A 19,363-nucleotide genomic window follows, 5' to 3' on the forward strand; every position below is an offset into this window, starting at 1 on the left:
ACGGTGCCCGAGGACGCGGTGCCGGTCATCCCAGCATGGGGCCGGGGAACTTCGGGGCGGCGGTGGAGACGCCATCGCGAGTAAAGACAAATCAAACGTCGAGACAAGGCAGTGGGAACTGGAGAACGTTTGTCTTCAATGCCGCACGGCGACAACCCACGACGTTGCGCTGTCTCCAAGCGGAGATCCAATCTAGCGCCTGAACGCCCGCTCAGTGTCTTAATCCGGTGTGAGCTACGCCGAGCTGGTGTGCCGGTCCCACTTCTCCTTTCTGCACGGCGCCTCCCATCCGGAGGAGCTGGTGGCCACCGCGGCGCGGCTGGGGCTGTCCGCGCTGGCGCTGACGGACCGGGACGGGTTGTACGGCGCGGTGAAGGCGCACCTCGCGGCGAAGGAGCACGGGGTGAAGCTGCTGCTGGGCGCGGAGCTGACGCTGGAGGACGGCCCCCCGGTGGTGGTGTACGCCCGTGACGCGGGCGGGTACGCGAACCTGTGCCGGTTGGTGTCCCACAGCCGGATGACGCACCCCAAGGGCGAGGCGGGCCTGCCCTGGCGCAAGCTGGCCGAGCACGCGTCGGGGCTGCTCGCGCTCCTGCCGGGCCCCGCGTCGCTGGAGGCGGTGGCCCCGCTGGCGGAGGCGTTTCCCGGCGGCTTCCACGTGGGCCTGAGCCGTTCGCTGTCCGCGGGGGACGCGGCCCGGGAGGCCCGGGCGGAGGCGCTGGCCCGCGCGCTGGGCGTGCCGCTGGTGGTGCACAACGACGTGCACACGCACCACCGCGAGCGGCAACCCCTGCAGGACGTGCTCACGGCGATCCGCCACGGGGTGCCGGTGGATCAGGCGGGCACGCGGCTGTTCCCGAACGCGGAGCGGACGCTGAAGTCACCGGGGGACATGGCGCGGCTGTTCGCGGATCGGCCGGAGGCGCTGGAGCAGACGGTGGAGCTGGCGTCGCGCTGTGGGGCCTCGCTGGACGCGCTGCGGTACCACTTTCCTGAAGAGGACCTGCCCGAAGGGCGCACGGCGGATACGCACCTGCGGGTGCTGACGGAGGCGGGCCTGCGCACGCGCTACCCGGGAGGCGTGCCGCCGGAGGTGACGAAGCAGATTGACCACGAGCTGCGGCTCATCGCCGCGATGGACTTCGCGGGGTACTTCCTGTCGCTGTGGGACATCGTGATGTTCGCGCGCGGGCGGGGCATCCTATGTCAGGGGCGGGGCAGCGCGGCGAACTCGGCGGTCTGCTACGCGCTGGGCATCACCGCCATTGATCCGGTGCGGATGGGGCTCCTGTTCGAGCGCTTCCTCAGCATGGAGCGCCGGGAGCCGCCGGACATCGACGTGGACTTCGAGCACGAGCGGCGCGAGGAGGTGCTGCAGTACGTCTACGAAAAGCACGGCCGTCAGAAGGCGGGCATGGTGTGCGAGGTGATCTGCTACCGGGGACGGCTCGCGCTCCGGGAGGCGGGCAAGGCGCTGGGGTTGTCGTTGGATCAGGTGGACCGGCTGTCGAGGGTCGCCTCCTCGCACGGCTTCCAGGTGACGCCGGAGGTGCTCCTGGAGGCGGGCCTGTCGCCGTCGGACGGGCGCGTGCTCCGGACGGTGTCGGTGGCGAAGGAGCTGGAGGGCGTCCCCCGCCACCTGTCCATCCACGTGGGCGGCTTCGTGATGACGCGCGAGCCGCTGGTGGACCTGGTGCCGGTGGAGAACGCGGCGATGCCGGGGCGCACGGTCATCCAGTGGGAGAAGGACGACATCAACGCGGTGGGGCTGTTGAAGGTGGACCTGCTGGCGCTGGGCATGTTGTCCGCGCTGTCGCGGTGCTTCGCGTTGATCCAGAAGCACCATGGCCGCGAGCTGTCACTGGCGACGGTGCCGCCGGAGGATCCGAAGGTCTACGACATGCTGTGCGAGGCGGACACGGTGGGCGTGTTCCAGATCGAAAGCCGCGCGCAGATGAACATGTTGCCCCGGCTCCGGCCCCGGGAGTTCTACGACCTGGTGGTGCAGATCGCGCTCATCCGGCCAGGGCCCATCGTGGGCAACATGGTGCACCCCTATCTGCGGAGGCGGCACGGCCAGGAGCCGGTGACGTACCCGAGCGAGGACGTGCGCGGCATCCTGGGAAAGACGCTGGGCGTGCCGCTCTTCCAGGAGCAGGCGATGCGGCTCGCGATGGTGGCGGCGGGCTTCTCCGCGGGGGAGGCGGACGGGCTCCGGCGGGCGTTGAGCCACAAGCAAGCGGAGGCGCGGATCCTCCCGTACCGGGGCCGTTTCGTGGAGGGCTGTGAGGCGCGGGGCTACACGCGCCAGCAGGCGGAGGAGTGGTTCAATCACTTCCGGGGCTTCGCGCACTACGGGTTCCCGGAGAGCCATTCGGCGAGCTTCGCGTTGATCGCCTATGCGTCCAGCTGGTTGAAGTGCCACTACCCGGCGGAGTTCACGACGGCGCTGCTCAACTCGCAGCCGATGGGGTTCTACGCGCCGCATACGTTGGTGGCGGACGTGCAGCGGCACGGGGTGGAGGTCCGGCCGGTGGACGTGCGCCGCTCGGACTGGGATTGCACCTTGGAGGACGGGGCGGTGCGGCTGGGGTTCCGGATGGTGCGGGGGCTGGGCGAGTCCGCGGGCCGGGCGGTGGCCTCCGCGAGGAAGGGGGACTACGCGAGCGTGGGAGACCTGGCCCGCCGGGCGCGCATCCCCCGGCACGAGCTGACGCGGCTGGCGCTGTCAGGGGCGCTGGCGTCGTTGTGCGGCGCGCGGCGGCAGGCGCTGTGGGAGATCCAGGCGCTGGGGCCGCTGGACGCGGACGACCTGTTCTTCGGGATGGCGATGGACGGCACGGCGGTGGAGCTGCCGCCCATGGGCGTCCAGGAGCGGGTGGTGGCGGACTACGACACGGTGGGGCTGTCGCTGGAGAAGCACCCGCTGGAGCTGTTGCGGCCCACGTTGAATCGGATGGGGGCGGTGACGGCGGAGGGGTTGAAGCGGGTGTCCGCGGGTCGGAGGGTGAGGGTGGGGGGAATGATGATCTGCCGACAGATGCCACCGACGGCGAAGGGGATCTGCTTCATCTCGCTGGAGGATGAGACGGGGATCGCGAACCTGGTGGTGCCCTCGGAGGTGTACGCGAGGTGCAGGCAGGAGATCCATGGCGCGTTGTTCCTCGTGGGGGAGGGGATGCTGGAGCGCTCGGGGAAGGTGACGAACGTGAAGGCGCGCAGCGTGGTGTCGGTGCGGCAGTGAGGCTTGGCCTGACGGCGCTACATCTGCACGTCTGTTCCCTGATCCACCCGGTGGGTGGAGGGAGGAGTGCAGTGAAGACCCACGGGGGCATGGAACAACCCGTATTGCTGGCGATATAGATTGCGTCCGTCTGGAGTGTAGTAGCGTGGATCAGAACGGGAGGGTTCTCCAAGTGCGCAACAGTCTTCGGTGGTTGGGGTCGCTGCTCGATCGCGTGGGCCTGAAGGACGTGGTGGAGGAGGCAAGCGATTGGGTGCGGTACTACGCGCAGGGGAAGCCGCCCGCGAGCGAGCCGCAGCCGACCCGCGTCTCCCGCCCGGTGCACTCCGAGCCTCCGCGTGCCTCCATGCACGAGGTGATCGAGTCCCTCCGCAACGCGATGCCCGAGCGGCAGGTGGACGCGACGGTGGTGGGAGTGCCCTTCGAAGGCCGCATGGAGCTGGCGCCCGCGGCCCGTCGCAAGACGGCCCCCAAGGCGAAGAAGAGCGCCGGCAAGGCCGCCGCGAAGAAGAAGGCCCCGGCGGCGAAGAAGGCCGCGCCCGCGCGCAGGAAGACGGCGGCGAAGAAGGCGCCCGCGGCGAAGAAGGCCGCGCAGCCGGCGAGCGAGGACGCGGTGGCGGTGCTGGAGACCGCGCTGCGAGGCCATGCGCGCCAGAAGGACCTGGTCTCCGCTGGCAAGGAGAAGGACCAGCTCCTGCGCTCGCTGATCCCGCTGTACCTGGCGAAGTCCCTGGACGTGGAAGTCACGTCGGGCACGACGTCGCGCTTCTGGAGCGGGCTGGGCGTGACGTACGCCGCGCCGAACGCCGCCAAGGCGCTGCGCCTGCACGCGGGGTACGCGCAGGACACGAAGAAGGGCAAGGCCATCACCGCGAAGGGCGTCCGCTACGTGGAAGACGCCCTCGCGCAGGCCTCGAAGTAGTCCTGCTGAACGGTATGCCGCGCCTTTCATCCTCCAGGCGCGGCGCGCCCCACACTCGTGATCCTGCGTCCACTGCTGGTCCTGACCGTGTTGCTCGCGGACGCGGGAACGTCAGCTCCGCCGCGGAATGAATCGAAGCCAGATGCAGGAGTTCCTGTGCGGACGCGTCCTGCTCCTGACGTGGATGCAGGGACGGGCGCTGGAGGAGCAGCCACGTCACCCTTTGAGTGGCCTGAAGACGTGGGGCCCATGGCGACGCGACGCTGGATGGACCCGCCATTCTGGCGTCCTATACAGCGTTCGGGTGAATCGTCGCGTCGACGCCTGTGAGGGAATCGGTCCCGGGGGGAACTTCGAACTCGATTGGTTCGAACTCTATGCCGTCTCGCCCGACGGAAAACTCATCGAGCGATATCCCTATTCGCCCTGAGGCATCCGTTCCCCGCGCTTACTCCCGCGCGGAACGCGAGCCGGGGACCGGCGGATTGTCGGTCCTCCGGTACGTGGCCACCACGGAGTACTTCGTGTCCGCCGTGTGGTTCCGGCTCGCCGCGTGGAACAGCCGCGCATGGAAGAGCAGCACGTCCCCGGGCGCCAGCCGCACGTACCGAGTCTCCGCGATCAGCGCCGCGTTCTCAGGAAGCTCCGGCCGCAGGAACAGCCGCTCGTCATAGCGCTCCGCCGCGAAGGCCATCCGGTGCGTCCCGGGCAGCACCTTCAGGCCGCCGTTCTCCGGCGTCTCCGCGCCCAGGGCCAGCCACGTGGAGATCAACTCCGGCCGCGCGAAGGCCCAGTAGCGCACGTCCTGGTGCCACCCCGTGTCCGATGAATAGCGCGGCTGCTTCGTCATCACGCAGTTGTGGTGCGCCCGTGCCTGCACCACCGGCCCGTCCAGCAACCGCCCCAGCGCCTCCACCATCCGCGCGTCGTCGAACCACGCCGCGAAGAGGGGCGAGCGCCCGTGGGCCTTCAACAACCGGCGCACCGTCCGGCCGCCCTCATCCGTCCGGCTCGCCGGAGAACCCGGGTAGGCCACGTCGGCCTCGTACTCCACCGGGCCCTCACCGGTCGCCAACTGCTCCTGGATGACGGCCCGCATCCGCTCGCAAGTCCCGCCGTCCACGAAGGACGGCAGGACGAGATACCCATCGGTGGCGAAGCGCTGGCACTGCTCGGGGCTCAGGACGGACATGGCGCACGCTTCATAATGGGCGCGCGGTCCACATGCACCTGTCCCCGCGCTCGGCTCACCCCAGCAGCCGCGACTCATCCAGGTCGATTTCATCCTGGATGAGGTCCACGCCGTTCTGCCGGAACCGCCGCGCGGCGGCACGGCTGCGCGGCCCGTGCCCGTGCTCCAGGCACCACTGCGCGTGCTCGCTCAGCAGCGCCAGCTCCAGCGTGCGCCCCAGCGTCAGCGAGAAGCGCCGCGCCCCGGCCTCCATCGTGGTCGGGTTCGCCATGGCGCCGGACACCCAGGCCCGAGCGTGCTCCAGCGCGTCGTGCGCCGTCTGGACACACGGCCGCAGGCCCGTGTCCGTCACCTTCGACAGCCGGCCCTCGACCTCGTGGAAGAACGCCTCCAGCGTGCCTTCCTTCGCCAGCGCGCGCAGCGAGTCCAGCGACAGCACGTTCGTCGTGCCCTCCCAGATGGACAGCACCTGCGCGTCCGCCTGGATGCGCGGCAGGCCCGTGTCCTCCACGTAGCCCGCGCCGCCGAAGGACTCCGTCACCTCCGACGTCACGTGCACCACCTGCCGGCCCGTCGTCAGCTTCGCCAGCGGCGTCACCAGCCGCTGCAACAGCTGCTCCTGCTCCGTCGCCGTGCGCGTCTCCAGCTTGCCCAAGAGCTCCACGCCGCGGAACGCCAGCAGGAAGCCCGCCTGGAACTCCGCCTCCAGCCCCGCCAGCGTGTCCACGTGCAGCGGCTTCTCCGACAGCGGCGCACCGAACTGCACCCGGCGCTTCGCGTAGTCGTGCGCCAGCGCCAGCGCGCGCCGCATGCTCCACGTCGCGCCCATCGCGTTCCAGGTCCGCGTCACGTTGAGCATCATCGCCATGTTGCGGATGCCGTCCGTCAGCCCCGCCACCGGCACCGCCAGCGTCCCGTCCAGCGTCAGCTCCGCCGTGGGCACCTTGCGCGTCCCGAACTTGTCCTTCAGCCGGTTGATCTGGATGCGGTTGAGCTGGCCCGCCGCGTCCCGCGTCTCCACGAAGAAGAGCGCCAGCCCCTTGCCGCCGGGGCCGTTGCCCACCGGGCGCGCCAGCGTCAGCGCCATCTGCGCCGTCGTCGCGGACGTGAACCACTTCGTCCCGTACAGCCGCCAGCCCTCAGGCGACTGGCGCGCCTCCGTCAGCGTCAAACCCACGTCCGAGCCGCCCGTGCGCTCCGTCATCCACTGGCCCGACGTCCAGAACGTCGCCGGATCGCGCGACGTCAGGCGGGGCAGGGCGTGATCGATGAGGGCCTGGTTGCCCAGCGACAGCAGCGAGCGCGCCGCGCCATCCGTCATCGCCAGCGGACACGAATAGACGTCCAGCGACGGCTGGATCAGGTAGTTGAGCGCGAACTGGTGCACCCGGCTGAGCGCGCCGCTCTTCTGCTCGTAGGCCGTCGCGATCAGGCCCTTGCGCGCCGTCAGCGCCTCCGCCTCCTTCCACAGCGGCGACACCTCGATGTGGTCGATGCGCTGCCCCCACGGGCTCCACTGCGTCAGCACGGGCTCGTTCAGCCGGTCGCGCTGCTGGAACTCGTAGAAGTGCTTGCCGCTCAGCTCACCCAGCTCCCGGAAGTCATCGGTGAGCGGACGGAGGATGTCCTCCGGAAGGGTGCGGGCAAGATAGCCCTGCAGGAACGCGTCATCGTCGTACTGGTTGCCAAGACCGGGGGGCGCCTGGAAGAAGCTCATGGCCCGAAGTTAACACCTCGCACAGGGCGGTGGGGTAGAGTGGCCTCCCCCTCCGCCGGAGCCGTGATGACCGACTTCTTTCGCAGGCCCCCTCCTGGCCCAGGTCCGTCTTCCCCCGACGCCGAGCAGGACCTGAATCGCAACATCACCCCCCTGGAGACGCCCGCCGCGCCGGCGAACCCCGTCCTGGCGGCGCCTCCCCGCGCCCGACCGCTCGCCCCGTCGGGGCAGCCCATCGCGGCCACCCCGTCGGAGGTGTCGGCCCGCGCACGCCCCGCGCAGTCCGCGCCGCTGCCGTCCGTCATCTTCGACCCGATGCCGCGCCCCCGCGTGCCGCCGCCGGGCGCGCCGCCGCCCTTCAACGAAGAGAACCTGGACGTGCAGACGGAGCGGCGCACCGCGCCCCCTGGCCCCCCTCCGCCCTCGGAGGGGCGCCCCGCGGCCTCCGCCTCGGACCGGCGTGGGCCGGACGCGGAGCGCAGGGGGGCCTCGGCCCCGGAAGGCGACCGCCGTGGCCCCAGCCCCAGCGGCGCGGATCGCCGCGGCGGGGCCGCGCCTCCTCCGCCCCAGGGATATGTGGGCCCGGAGCGGCGCGGCTTCCGGCGCGGCGAGGCTTCGGATGCCCCGGCGACCAACCGCTTCTGGCCCACGCAGCCGCGCACGCTCCAGGAGGCCGGCCTGAACACGACGTTCGTGGAGGAGCTGGTCCTCAAGGCCATCTTCTTCGCGGGCGAGATGCGCGGCATGGACGTGGCCACGCGCCTGCAACTGCCCACCGCCCTGGTGGACGAGGTCATCGAGGGCCTGCGCCGCCAGAAGTACATCGACATCCGCGGTGGCGGCGCCTCCGGCGTCGGCCGCTCCACGATGATCTACCAGCTCACGACCTTCGTGACGGACGTGCTGCGGCAGATCCTCGACCGCAACCGCTACAACGGCCCGGCGCCGGTGCCCTTCAACGAATGGGTCGCCGCCGTGAAGCAGCAGACGGTGCGCGGCAACCGCATCACGCGCCATCGCATGCAGGACAAGTTCGGCGACCTCATCATCCGCGACTACATCTTCGACGGCATCGGTCCGGCGATGAACTCCGGGCGCGCCATCTTCTTCTACGGCCCCCCGGGCAACGGCAAGACGGCCATCTGCCAGGGCATGGTCAACTGCTACGACGGGGACATCTTCGTCCCCCACGCGCTGCTCATCGACGACTTCGTGGTGAAGATGTTCGACGCGAACATCCACCGCGCCGTCGAGGACGAGCCCGGCATGCCCTCGTACGATCGCCGCTGGGTGCGCTGCCGCCGCCCGCTCGTGGTGGTGGGCGGTGAGCTGACGCTGGAGATGCTCGACCTCGTCTACACCCCGGAGGTGAAGTACTACGAGGCGCCGTTCCAGATGAAGGCGACCAACGGCATGCTCCTCATCGACGACTTCGGCCGGCAGAAGGTGTCCCCCAAGGACCTGCTCAACCGGTGGATCGTCCCGCTGGAGAGCGACGTGGACATGCTCACGCTCCACACCGGCAAGAAGATCCAGGTGCCCTTCGACGTGTTCGCGGCCTTCTCCACCAACCTGGACCCCAGCGCCCTCGTGGATGACGCGTTCCTGCGCCGCGTCCGCTACAAGCTGGAGGTGCAGCGCCCGGACGAGGAGCAGTTCCATGAGATCTTCCAGGTGATGTGCAAGAAGCGCGGCGTGCCGTACGACGCGCGCGCCGTCGACTACCTCATCGACGAGCACTACCGCCCGGCCCACCGGCCCTTCGCCGCGTGTCAGCCGCGCGACCTGTTGGATCAGGTCATCGACATGGCGAACTACCAGGGCACCACGCCGCGCCTGGATCCGGCGCTGCTCGACGCCGCCGTGCGCAGCTACTTCGTGCGCTTCGACAAGCCCGAGCCGTCCGCGCCGACCTCCGCGTCGGCGCGCTGAAGCGGCTGGGGGCCGTCCCCCGCGAACGGCCCCCACGGCGACGGCTGGAGCCACGTGCGCACCGTCTCCACGGGCACGTTGGCCAGCACGTCGACGATGGACAGCCCCGTGACGAAACGCCCTTCGCGCCCCTGGGCGTAGTCCGGGTGCCGGAAGCGCTGCCACAACAGGCGCACGTCCACCGCGCGGAAGCGCTCCGGCTTCAGGTACACCGTGGAGCCCGTCCCCGAGTAGTAGGTGTGAGCCCCCATCTGGAGGCAGTACTCCACCAGCCGCTGCGTCTTGTCCTCGCCCCGGCGCTCCAGCGTGGAGGAGCACACCATGTTCGGCGCGAGGCCCAGCGGTGCGTGGAAGAGCGCCATGCTGGAGAGCAGCACGCGCAGGAGCGAGCCCGGGCCGGACTCGCGCGCCACAGCGTCGTAGAAGGGCTCCAACAGGGGGAGCACCTGCGCGCGGAAGTGGGGCCGGCCTCCGTAGAGCGTCACCAGCGCCTGGAGGTGCTTGCGCGCCCACGGCTGGCTCGCGTCCACCGCCAGGTCGCGGATCCGCGTGTCGCGGTGCGGATCCTCCAAGGGGATGGACAGCCACTGGAAGCCGGGCTCCGTGGGCGGTGGCGTGGGCACTCCAGCGGGCAGGGCGACGCGGGTGCGGCGCTGCCAGCCGCGCCGGAGCCACTGCACGTCGTCCAGCACCACCAGCGTTCCGGCGCGCGCGACCTGCTCGTAGAAGTCCACCCACGGCAGGTAGTGGGGCTGCTCCGCGACGAGGACTCCAGGGTGGCCGGACACGCCTGGGATGATAGGGCCTTTCAGCCGCCGCGCACCGGGTGGCGGAACACCGGCGGGAACACGCGCGGGGCCTTCTTCTTGCGCACGCAGGTGGTGTCCGCGCTCATGTAGCAGGCGGAGAACGCGCGCCGCCGCTGCCCGGGCCGGCCGCGTCCCGAGCGGTGCCACACGTGGTTGTGGACGAGCAGCGCCTCCCCGGCCCGCACGGGCAGGGGCACCACGCGCGCCTCCACGTCCGCTGCCGCCACGCGGTCTGGTGGAATCACGCCGCCGAGCGCCGTCACCAGCCCCTCGCGGTGGCTGCCGGGGATCACCTCCAGGCAGCCGCCGCCCTCCGGTGCGTCGTCCAGCGCGGTCCAGATCTGGAGGTCAGGCTCCCGCGTGAGGCCCCACAGCTTCCCGCCGTCCTGGTGGAAGGGCAGGTTGCTGCCGCCCGCCGGGCCCTTGTGGAAGAGGATGGCGCGGTACAGGACGATGTCGCCGGGGATGCGCGCGCGGGCGATCCGCTCGAACAGCGGGTTCTCCACCCATGCGAGGAAGCGCGGGTCCTTCTCCAGCTTCTCCAGCTTGCGGTACTCCAGGGACGGCCCCTGCCAGCCCAACCCCAGGGGTGCGTCCTCGTAGCGCCCGGAGGCGGCGTCCGGCTGGAAGAACAACCCCGGGTACACCACACGGCCGAGCATCAGGTCGTCCGCCCGCTCACGCAGGGACTCCACGCCCGCGTCATCCAGCACGCGACCCAGGCGTGCGAAACCCTGCGCCTCGTAGTGGGCGAGCACCGCCCCCACGTCCAACCCTTCGGCCTCCACACTCAGCATCCACGCCAAGATCGCCCGGCGTGGCGCGGGCGTCAAAGCCCTCGTGCGGAGAGGGCGGGGCGGGCATCCCACCGGGAGGGGTCGGGAACCCTTGCACCCGAACCTGCCCGGTCGCATGGTGGACGGTGGATGCCCTATCGCCGCGACACGCTCCTCGTCTCCGCCCCGGATGGCACCCGGGTGGCGGTCCACACCCACAGCGCGGGCCTGCCGGAGGCCGCACGGGACGCGGCGCTCGCGGCTCGGCCGACGGTGCTGCTGACCAACGGCATCGGCACGTCGGAGAACTTCTGGCGTCACATCGTCGCCGACCTGGAGCAGGACCACCGGGTGGTGCACTGGGACTACCGAGGCCACGGCGGGAGCGACGATTCGAGCGGCGGGGACTACCGCGTGCCGGTGCACGTGGACGACCTGGAGCGGGTCACCGAAGCGGCGATGGCGCGCGGGGATGGCCGGCCGCCGCACCACATCGCCTTCTCCATGGGCGTGCGCATCCTGCTGGAGCTGTACCGCCGACGCCCAGAGCTGGTGCCGTCCATGACGCTCATCGCGGGGACGGCCGGGGTGCCGTGGTCAGGGGACTCGCGCTGGGGCTCCCGGGTCGCGCTGTCCGCGGCGCGTCAGGCCCTGCGCGCCGGCACGCCGTGGGTGCCCGTGGTGGCGCCCGCGGTGAAGGCCGTCATCGCCAGCCGCTTCGCGGATCCGCTGGCCCGGGCCGTGGGAGCGCTGCGCGCAAGGGCGCCGCGCGAGGACATCGCCGAGTTCCTGATCGCGCTCCACCGGATGAGTCCCCAGGCCTATTGGCGCACGCTGCGAGGCCTCACGGAGGGCCACGCCTGGGATGTCCTCCCGTCCGTGCGCGTGCCCGTGCAGATCATCGCCGCGAGAGACGACCTCCTCGTGCCCCTGTCGGAGGTGCAGCGGCTGCACCGCGCACTGCCCCAGGCCGACTGGCTCCAGGTGGACGACGCGGGCCACGCGGGCCTGTTGGAGGCGGGCACGGAGATCGCCCAGGCTGTTCGGGGCTTCCTGGATGCTCACGATCTGGAGGCTTCGGCATCCCCGCAACCGCCTGTCATCTCGAGCTGAAACAGCGTCGCTGGAGCCCCTCCCCCCAGGTTGTCAGGTTTTAAGAAACCGGTGGCTCAGGAGCCGCGTAACAGCACGGCCAAAAGTGACCGGACGGGTTTGCGTCGCCCTGTAATTTTGTGGTTTGCAGGAGGCTCAGTACTCAACACGGAGTCTCCATGTCCTGGTCTTCCCGGCACTTGCTGGTCCCATTGTCAGCGGTGCTGTTGGTGTTGTCGGCGTGTGGTGGTGATGACGCGAAGGATCCTGTCTGCGGCAACGGCATCGTTGAGACTGGCGAAGCCTGCGACGACGGCAACCGCGTCGACAACGATCGCTGCAACAACCGCTGTCAGGTCAACACCCCGGCGACCGACGCGGGCACGGATGCCGGCACCGACGCGGGCACCGAGACCGACGCAGGCACGGATGCCGGGACGGAGACCGACGCAGGCACGGACGCTGGGACGGAGACCGACGCGGGCACGGATGCTGGCACGATCGACGCGGGCACGGACGCTGGCACGATCGACGCGGGCACGGACGCCGGCACGATCGACGCGGGCACGGACGCCGGCACGATCGACGCGGGCACGGACGCTGGCACGATCGACGCGGGCACGGACGCCGGCACGGAGACGGATGCCGGCACGATCGACGCGGGCACGGACGCCGGCACGGTCGACGCGGGCACGGATGCCGGCACCAGCACCGCGACGCTCAGCGCGCTGGAGCCTGCCGCGGTGTTCGCGCGTTCGGGCACCACGGGTGAGACGATTCCGGAGCCGCTGGAGGTGACGCTGAGCACCGACGCCACCACGGACGTGGTGGTGCAGGTGACGTCGTCCAGCGCCTCGGTGGTCGTGGCCAACGGCGGCCAGGTGACGGTGCATGCGGGTTCGCGCACCGCGCCGGTGGTCGTGACGGCGGACGCGGCGGCGGGTTCGGCCAAGGCGACGCTGACGGCCACGCTGGGCGCGGACACGCGCCAGGCCACGGTGCGCGTGCTCGGCGCGACCGAGGCGGCCTCGCTGGCGTTCCTGTCGCCGGAGACGGTGGCGGTGTCCTCCGGCCAGACGGCGCTGGTCACCGTGACGCTCGACGTGCCGCCCGCGGCGGACACGGCCGTGGCGCTCTCGACGACGGGCAGCGTGGGCTCCGTGCCGGCCACCGTGACGGTGCCGGCCAACCAGATCTCCGCGAAGTTCACCTTCACCGGTGCGTCGGCAGCCGCGACGGGCACCATCGTGGCCACGCTCAACGGCCAGTCCGTGTCCGCTCAGGCGAAGGTCACCTCCGCCCCCACGACGAACCACATCGTCATCAGCGAGTTCGCCGCCGCGGGCCCCGCCGGCGCGAACGACGAGTTCATCGAACTCTACAACCCGACGAATGCGGACGTGAACATCGCGGGCTGGAAGCTCCAGTACAAGAGCGCGACGGGCGCGACCTACAACACCGCCGCATTCACGTTCCCCACGGGCGCGACGATCGCCGCTCACGGCTTCTACCTGGTGACGGGCAGCACCTACTCCAGCGGTAGCACGGCCGCGAGTGACGCGTCCGCCGGCACCACCATCCAGCTGTCCGGCACCGCGGGCCACATCCGCCTGGGCAAGCCCAGCATCGGCACTGGCTTGACGGATGCCAACGCCGTGGACTGGGTGGGCTACGGCTCGACGGCCGACTCCGCGGAAGGCAAGAGCCCCGTCACCGGGACCCCGGCCGCCGCCGGCAGCTACGAGCGCAAGGCCAAGGTCACCTCGTCGGCCGCCACCATGGAGAGCGGCGTCGACAAGGACGCCGGCAATGGCTACGACTCGGACGTGAACAGCGCGGACTTCATCATCCGCAGCACGCGTGGCCCGCAGAACAAGGCCAGCCCGCTCGAGACGCCGTGACGCACTGAGCAGTGAAGTGACCGGCCCCCATCGTCCATCCAGGGACGGTGGGGGCTGGAAATACCCGCGCGCTTTCGCCATAAGCGGGGGCGTGCGAGTCGTCTCCTGGAACGTCAACGGTCTGCGCTCCATCCACCGCAAGGGCTTCCTCCCGTGGCTCTCCAAGGCCCGGGCGGACATCGTGGGGCTGCAGGAGGTGCGTGCCCGCGTGGAGCAGCTGCCCGCGGAGGTACGCGCGCCCCGCCGTTGGAAGACCCACTTCGTGGCCGCCGAGCGCCCGGGCTACAGCGGCGTGGGGCTCTACAGCCGGCACGAGCCGGAGGACCTCACCACCAGCCTGGACGCGCCGGAGGTGGATGCGGAGGGCCGCCTCCAGTTCGCCCGCTTCGGCAAGCTCACCGTGGTCAACGGCTACTTCCCCAATGGCAACGGGAAGGACCGGGACTTGAGTCGCATCCCCTTCAAGCTGGACTTCTACCGGCGGCTCTTCGCGCGGCTGGAGAAGGCCCTGCGCGACAACCAGCGCGTGCTGGTGATGGGCGACTTCAACACCGCGCACCGCGACATCGACCTGGCACGCCCGCGAGAGAACCGCGAGACGAGCGGCTTCCGTCCGGAGGAGCGCGAGGAGTTCGACCGGTGGCTCCGTGCCGGCTGGGTGGACACCTTCCGCCACTTCAACCCCGCGGGCGGCCACTACTCGTGGTGGAGCCAGCGCGCGGGCGTGCGTGAGAAGAACATCGGCTGGCGCATCGACTACGTGCTGGCGACGCCGGCGGCGCTCGGCTTCGTGCGCAAGGCCTCCGTGCATCCCGACGTCCATGGATCCGATCACTGCCCGGTGAGCGTGGACCTGGACCCCGAGGTCCTCTCCTGAACCCCCTCATCCCCAAGGGACACCCCCAATGAACGCACTGCTCTCCATCTGGACCTGGGTCGAGGTGGGCCTGGTGGCCCTGGTGGGCTTCTTCGTCCAGCTCTTCCTGCTGATCTTCACGGGCCTCTTCGACAAGCGGCGCTACGTGGTCGGCCGGTGCTTCCGGCTGGTGGGCGTCACCGCCGCGAAGCTCACGCCCTACTGGCGCTTCGGCGTGCACGGGAAGCTGCCGGAGCGCGTGGCCCCCAACACGGTGGTGGTGAGCAACCACGAATCCAACGCGGATCCCTTCCTCATCTCCCACCTGCCGTGGGAGATGAAGTGGCTGGGCAAGAAGAGCCTCTTCAAGGTCCCGGTGGTGGGCTGGATGATGAGCATCGCGGGCGACATCCCGGTGGAGCGCGGCGACCGCGACTCGGCCACGGGCGCCATGGCGCGCTGCAAGGAATGGATGCTCAAGGGGATGCCGGTGATGATCTTCCCGGAGGGCACGCGCTCCAAGACGGACGAACTGCTGCCCTTCAAGGACGGCGCCTTCCGGCTCGCCATCGAGATGCAGGCGGATGTGCTGCCGCTGGCGGTGAGCGGGACGCGGCTCGCGCTGCCCAAGCACTCGTGGCGCTTCGCGACGTCGCGAGGGCTGGTGACGGTGGGCACGCCCATCTCCACGAAGGGGATGACCCTGGACGACGTGGAGACGTTGAAGACCCAGGCGCGCGCCCAGATTGAAGCCCTGCGCGCATCGCTCAAGCCGCTGACGGGCGGTACGGCACTCGCGCCAGCGACGGACACCCACGCGGGCCCGTGAGCGGCCGGAGGGGCAGGGGCATGCCGTTCAGTACCGGTCGTTCCCCAGATTGTTGCTCCCTCTCGGATTGGCTGGATTAAAGGTGGGATCAGGACCGTCTCCCACGGCCCTGACCCGGCGCACGGCGCCGAGGAAGGAAGCGCGAGATGACCCCGGGAGGTCCACGTGAGGCGGAGCGGGTGTCCACGGGCATCCCTGGCCTGGACACCGTGCTCTGCGGTGGCCTGCGCAAGGGCCGGATGTACATGGTCCTGGGGCTGCCGGGGGCAGGGAAGACCATCCTGGCCAACCAGATCTGCTTCCATCAGGCGGCCCAGGGCCACCGCGTCCTCTACCTGACGCTGCTGGCGGAGTCGCACACGGAGCTGGTGAGCAACCTCCAGACGCTGTCGTTCTTCGACCCGGCCTTCGTGCCCGAGAAGATCAGCTACCTCAGCGCCTTCACCATCCTGGAGCAGGGGGGACTGGAGGCGCTGGCGGACCTCGTGCGCAAGGAGATCAAGTCGCACAAGGCGTCCCTGCTGGTGCTCGACGGCTTGCTGGCCGCCGAGGAGCTGGCCCCATCGCGCCAGGCGCTCAAGAAGTTCATCCATGGCCTCCAGGTCGTGACGGGGCTCATCGGGTGCACGACGGTGGTGCTGACCACTGGGGGCGACAAGGGGCTGCGCGCCGAGCACACGATGGTGGACGGCCTGTTGCTGCTGCGGCAGCGCTCCTTCGGGGTGCGCACGCTGCGCGAGCTGAGCGTCCGCAAGTTCCGGGGCAGCGCCTACAAGCTGGGGCAGCACGGCTTTGAGATCACCGGCGACGGGCTGACGGTCTACCCCCGCCTCGAGTCCATGGTGGACGGGAACCTGGTGCCCGGCGCGGCGAAGCGCGAGCGCGACGCCTTCGGGGTGGCGGGCCTGGACGCGATGCTGCACGGTGGCGTGCCGGCGGGCTCCACCACCATCCTCCTGGGGCCTCCTGGAAGCGGAAAGACGCTGTTGGGCCTGAGCTTCCTGGCGGACGGAGCGCGGCGGGGCGAGCGCGGCCATTACTTCGCGTTCTACGACGCGCCGGAGCGGATGCTGGCCCAGGCGGCCGGGGTGGGCCTTCACCTGCAGCCCCTGATGGAGCGGGGGGACCTGGAGGTGAGCTTCCGGCCGCCCACGGAGAACATCCTCGACAAGCTGGGCACCGAGCTGCTCACCACCATCCGGAGCGGGCGGGTGCGCCGCATCTTCCTGGATGGGTATGAGGCGCTTCGCCGTGCCTCGACCCGGAACGCGCGGGTGGCGCGGTTCCTGGCGGCGCTCGTCAACGAGTGCCGGGTGCGCGAGGTGACGCTCGTCTACAGCGCGGAGGCCACCGCGGCCTTCGGGCCGGAGGTGCGGTTCCCCCTCAAGGGCATCTCCATGGTGGCGGAGAACATCCTGTTCTTGCGCATGGTGGAGCTGCACTCCGGGCTGCGGCGCTTCATCGCGGCGCTGAAGGTCCGCAACAGCGGCTACGACCCGGCTCTGCGCGAGCTGGAGATCACCTCCAAGGGCATCAAGGTGGGGCAGCCGTTCGAGGAGGGGCAGATGCTGATGACGGGTCTGGCGCGCACGCCGGAGCCGGCCCCGCTGCCGAAGCCACGGCGCAAGCCACGCAAGGACACGTCTTCGGCCAAGGCCACCCCGTCGAAGCCGCGCCGGAACGTCCGCAAGCGCCGAGGGACGTAATCATGGGGCCCGTCCTCATCGTCGACGACGAGTTCGGCATCGTGGAGGCCGTCCGGGACCTCCTGTCCGACGAGGGCTACCCCACCGCCACCGCGCTCAACGGCCGCGAGGCGCTGGAGCGGATGGCGCGCGAGCGCCCGTCGATGGTGTTGCTCGACTACATGATGCCGATGCTCAACGGGCCGGGCGTGCTGGATGCGATGTTGAAGGATCCAAGCCTGCGCGACGTGCCGGTGGTGATGATGAGCGCCAGTCCACCGGAGTTCTGGCAGCACCTGCCGTGCGCGGGCTTCCTGCCCAAGCCCTTCGACATCGACCAACTGCTCGCCGTGGTCCATCGCATCGTCGGTGCTGGACCGCGAGCTCCGTAGCCCCCTCGGTTCGGCAGGTCGTGGTTTGATGCGCCAAGCCCGGACATGGGCGGGTTGGCAATGGTGACCAAGCGAATGAGACGATTCCCTCGACCCTCAGGGAATGGGCGGTCCTTCTTGCTTTCATGGGCGCCATTGCGGCTGTGTTTGCATTCATCGCGAGCGGTGGGGTTTTCGAGGGGGTTGTTGTTTTCTGGTATGCATGGGGTGTCCATGTCGCTCTTCTCGTAGCCTATCTGGCTCGACGCGCCCTGCTTCTGCGTCAAGGGCGGGCATCTACGTGACGATGGACAGTCTCATTTTTGAAGGGATTCAGATTTCTGGATTCACCATGGCCCTGTTGTTGTTTTTCAAGCTCTGAAGGGCCGTGGCGTAGCGTAGGAGGCTTGCTTCCGCCGTCCCGTCACTCGCTACGAGGTGAAAGTGGAGAACTTCCTGCAGTCCTGAGAAGTCCGTGCGATGTTCCGAGAGTCGCGGCCCGTCAGGCAACGCAAGGAGGCTCTCCGTTGACATTGCGTTACGCCCCATTCGCCATCAAGCAGCACGCGGAGGGCCTCAACCGGCAAGCCTCCTTGAGCGTATTTCTGTATGGATTCCTCGGCTTCCTCGTCGGCGCTTGGGGCGGCGGAGCAATCGGCGGCACCGAAACGGATGTTGGACTGGCTATCATCTGGCTGGGGGGCATCGTCGGGATGCTTATCGGTGGAAGCATCGGCAGACGTCGCGCCATGACACTGGAACTCCAGGCCAAGACTGTGCGTCCTCGCGTGGACCACCTGCGCTGAGACAGGCCCCTTCAAGTCATCGTCTCACTCCAGCTTCGAGGCCTGGACCCCGCGCATGCTGGCGCGGTGCGGTCGGCCTGTCGCAGTCCGTTTCCCCTCCATCTCCATCCCCAACATCTTCCGACCGCCAGACTGCAAAACGGCGCACTGCATCAACGGATTGACACGGAGGAGTGCCCGGTCACGCCCTTGCAAACGGGTCAAGGGGGCTGGTATTTCTTCGTCAATCGAACGAACTCGCATGTGTTCGTGATGGGCGGGGACGCAGGACAGCTCCAGACAGCAGGGGCTCCGTCGGCGGGAGACGCAGACTCTCCTCTGGCGGACGGTGGCGCAGGTGACGCATTGCGACATGCGAGCGGCGACTTCCAGTGGCTTTTGATTTCTTCGACGTAAGAACGAAGTCATTCAGCAAGACAACCAGGAGTGATCGCATGCATCGCAACAAGCGTTTCGCGTGGACGTGGGCGGCCGCCGGACTTTTCGCGGTCGCGGGGCTCATTGGCGCATGTGATCCCGAGGACGAGACGCCGGCCCCCAGCCCCCAGTCCGACGCCGGGACCAAGACGGATGCGGGCTCCGACGCCGGTGGCACCACCGACGCCGGCACCACCGACGCCGGCACGGATGCCGGCACCACCGACGCGGGCACGGACGCCGGCACCACCGACGCGGGCACGGACGCCGGCACGCATACGTCGCTGCCCCTGGCCGTGGACGGGACCTGGGCGTCCAGCGGCTACATGGGTGACGGCTCGGAGAATGGCCTCACGGACGAGCCCGTGTGCGCGACGCCTCGCCCGGGCTCCGGCCTGGGGACCTGCCACAAGTTCACCTACACCAAGAAGGGCCAGGGCTGGGCAGGCGTCTTCTGGCAGTACCCTCAGGACAACTGGGGCAAGACCAATACCCCCGGCTTCCTGGTGCCGGATGGCGCGAAGGCCGTGACCTTCTACGCGTGGAGCGACAAGGGCGGAGAGACCGTCGACTTCTTCGTCGGCTACGGCGCGGACTCCCAGGACGGCTTCGAGAAGAAGCTCAACCCGGCCGCCGTCCTGACCACGACCCCCGTCAAGTACACGCTCGACATCAGCAAGATCCGCTACGCAGACGTGGCGGCGGGCTTCGGCTGGTCCGCGGGCGGACATGACGAACCGTTCGCCTTCTATATCGACGACATCCAGTGGCAGTAATCCCCCTGTGAGCGCCCGGTGCGCCAACTACGGAACGT

The 19,363-nt window shown here is 69.6% G+C and carries 15 protein-coding genes; 11 read left to right on the forward strand and 4 right to left on the reverse strand.

Going from position 1 to position 19,363, the window contains the following annotated elements; translation table 11 throughout:
• The first annotated feature begins 229 nt into the window (after positions 1 to 229).
• The gene (locus tag GTY96_RS34195) at positions 230 to 3,244 is read left to right on the forward strand and encodes an error-prone DNA polymerase (protein WP_161666913.1); all 3,015 of its coding nucleotides are present in this window, start codon (positions 230 to 232) and stop codon (positions 3,242 to 3,244) included.
• Between the two features lie 172 nt (positions 3,245 to 3,416).
• Positions 3,417 to 4,166: a hypothetical protein gene (locus GTY96_RS37355; protein WP_201756660.1), complete on the forward strand. Its 750-nt coding sequence runs from the start codon at positions 3,417 to 3,419 to the stop codon at positions 4,164 to 4,166.
• Positions 4,167 to 4,614: 448 nt separating this feature from the next.
• Here GTY96_RS37355 and GTY96_RS34205 read toward each other — a convergent pair whose 3' ends face one another.
• Both GTY96_RS34205 and GTY96_RS34210 read right to left on the reverse strand, forming a co-directional pair.
• Positions 4,615 to 5,358 carry a phytanoyl-CoA dioxygenase family protein gene (locus tag GTY96_RS34205; RefSeq protein WP_161666914.1) on the reverse strand — a complete coding sequence of 248 codons (744 nt, stop codon included), beginning with the start codon at positions 5,356 to 5,358 and terminating at the stop codon, positions 4,615 to 4,617.
• 55 nt (positions 5,359 to 5,413) lie between these two features.
• Positions 5,414 to 7,075 (reverse strand): acyl-CoA dehydrogenase family protein, encoded by a 1,662-nt coding sequence (locus tag GTY96_RS34210; RefSeq protein WP_143904761.1) that lies wholly within the window; start codon positions 7,073 to 7,075, stop codon positions 5,414 to 5,416.
• A gap of 66 nt (positions 7,076 to 7,141) precedes the next feature.
• Here GTY96_RS34210 and GTY96_RS34215 point away from each other — a divergent pair, with 66 nt between their 5' ends.
• A complete protein-coding gene (locus GTY96_RS34215) occupies positions 7,142 to 9,007 on the forward strand; it encodes an ATPase (RefSeq protein ID WP_201756661.1) in 1,866 nt (621 codons plus the stop codon).
• On the opposite strand, the gene GTY96_RS34220 is transcribed toward GTY96_RS34215, so the two are convergent.
• Positions 8,947 to 9,795 carry a WbqC family protein gene (locus tag GTY96_RS34220; RefSeq protein WP_161666915.1) on the reverse strand — a complete coding sequence of 283 codons (849 nt, stop codon included), beginning with the start codon at positions 9,793 to 9,795 and terminating at the stop codon, positions 8,947 to 8,949. The genes GTY96_RS34215 and GTY96_RS34220 overlap by 61 nt on opposite strands.
• A gap of 20 nt (positions 9,796 to 9,815) precedes the next feature.
• A complete protein-coding gene (locus tag GTY96_RS34225) occupies positions 9,816 to 10,613 on the reverse strand; it encodes a phytanoyl-CoA dioxygenase family protein (RefSeq protein WP_143904759.1) in 798 nt (265 codons plus the stop codon).
• Between the two features lie 129 nt (positions 10,614 to 10,742).
• Between GTY96_RS34225 and GTY96_RS34230 the strand changes: the two genes are divergently transcribed.
• The 8 genes from GTY96_RS34230 (at position 10,743) to GTY96_RS34265 (ending at position 19,325) form a co-directional block, all read left to right on the forward strand.
• Positions 10,743 to 11,705 (forward strand): alpha/beta fold hydrolase, encoded by a 963-nt coding sequence (locus GTY96_RS34230; protein WP_143904758.1) that lies wholly within the window; start codon positions 10,743 to 10,745, stop codon positions 11,703 to 11,705.
• Between the two features lie 158 nt (positions 11,706 to 11,863).
• A complete protein-coding gene (locus tag GTY96_RS34235) occupies positions 11,864 to 13,585 on the forward strand; it encodes a lamin tail domain-containing protein (RefSeq protein WP_161666916.1) in 1,722 nt (573 codons plus the stop codon).
• 91 nt (positions 13,586 to 13,676) lie between these two features.
• Positions 13,677 to 14,462, forward strand: a complete 786-nt coding sequence (locus GTY96_RS34240) for an exodeoxyribonuclease III (protein ID WP_143904756.1) — start codon at positions 13,677 to 13,679, stop codon at positions 14,460 to 14,462.
• 28 nt (positions 14,463 to 14,490) lie between these two features.
• A complete protein-coding gene (locus GTY96_RS34245; protein ID WP_143904755.1) occupies positions 14,491 to 15,270 on the forward strand; it encodes a lysophospholipid acyltransferase family protein in 780 nt (259 codons plus the stop codon).
• Between the two features lie 146 nt (positions 15,271 to 15,416).
• Positions 15,417 to 16,976: an ATPase domain-containing protein gene (locus tag GTY96_RS34250; RefSeq protein WP_161666917.1), complete on the forward strand. Its 1,560-nt coding sequence runs from the start codon at positions 15,417 to 15,419 to the stop codon at positions 16,974 to 16,976.
• Between the two features lie 2 nt (positions 16,977 to 16,978).
• Entirely contained in the window at positions 16,979 to 17,347 is a 369-nt protein-coding gene (locus tag GTY96_RS34255; RefSeq protein WP_143904753.1) for a response regulator, read from the forward strand.
• Positions 17,348 to 17,853: 506 nt separating this feature from the next.
• Positions 17,854 to 18,132: a hypothetical protein gene (locus GTY96_RS34260; protein WP_161666918.1), complete on the forward strand. Its 279-nt coding sequence runs from the start codon at positions 17,854 to 17,856 to the stop codon at positions 18,130 to 18,132.
• A 434-nt stretch (positions 18,133 to 18,566) separates the two neighbouring features.
• Entirely contained in the window at positions 18,567 to 19,325 is a 759-nt protein-coding gene (locus tag GTY96_RS34265) for a hypothetical protein (protein ID WP_161666919.1), read from the forward strand.
• Positions 19,326 to 19,363: the final 38 nt, after the last annotated feature.

It is taken from the genome of Corallococcus silvisoli, assembly GCF_009909145.1.
GTDB lineage: Bacteria > Myxococcota > Myxococcia > Myxococcales > Myxococcaceae > Corallococcus > Corallococcus silvisoli.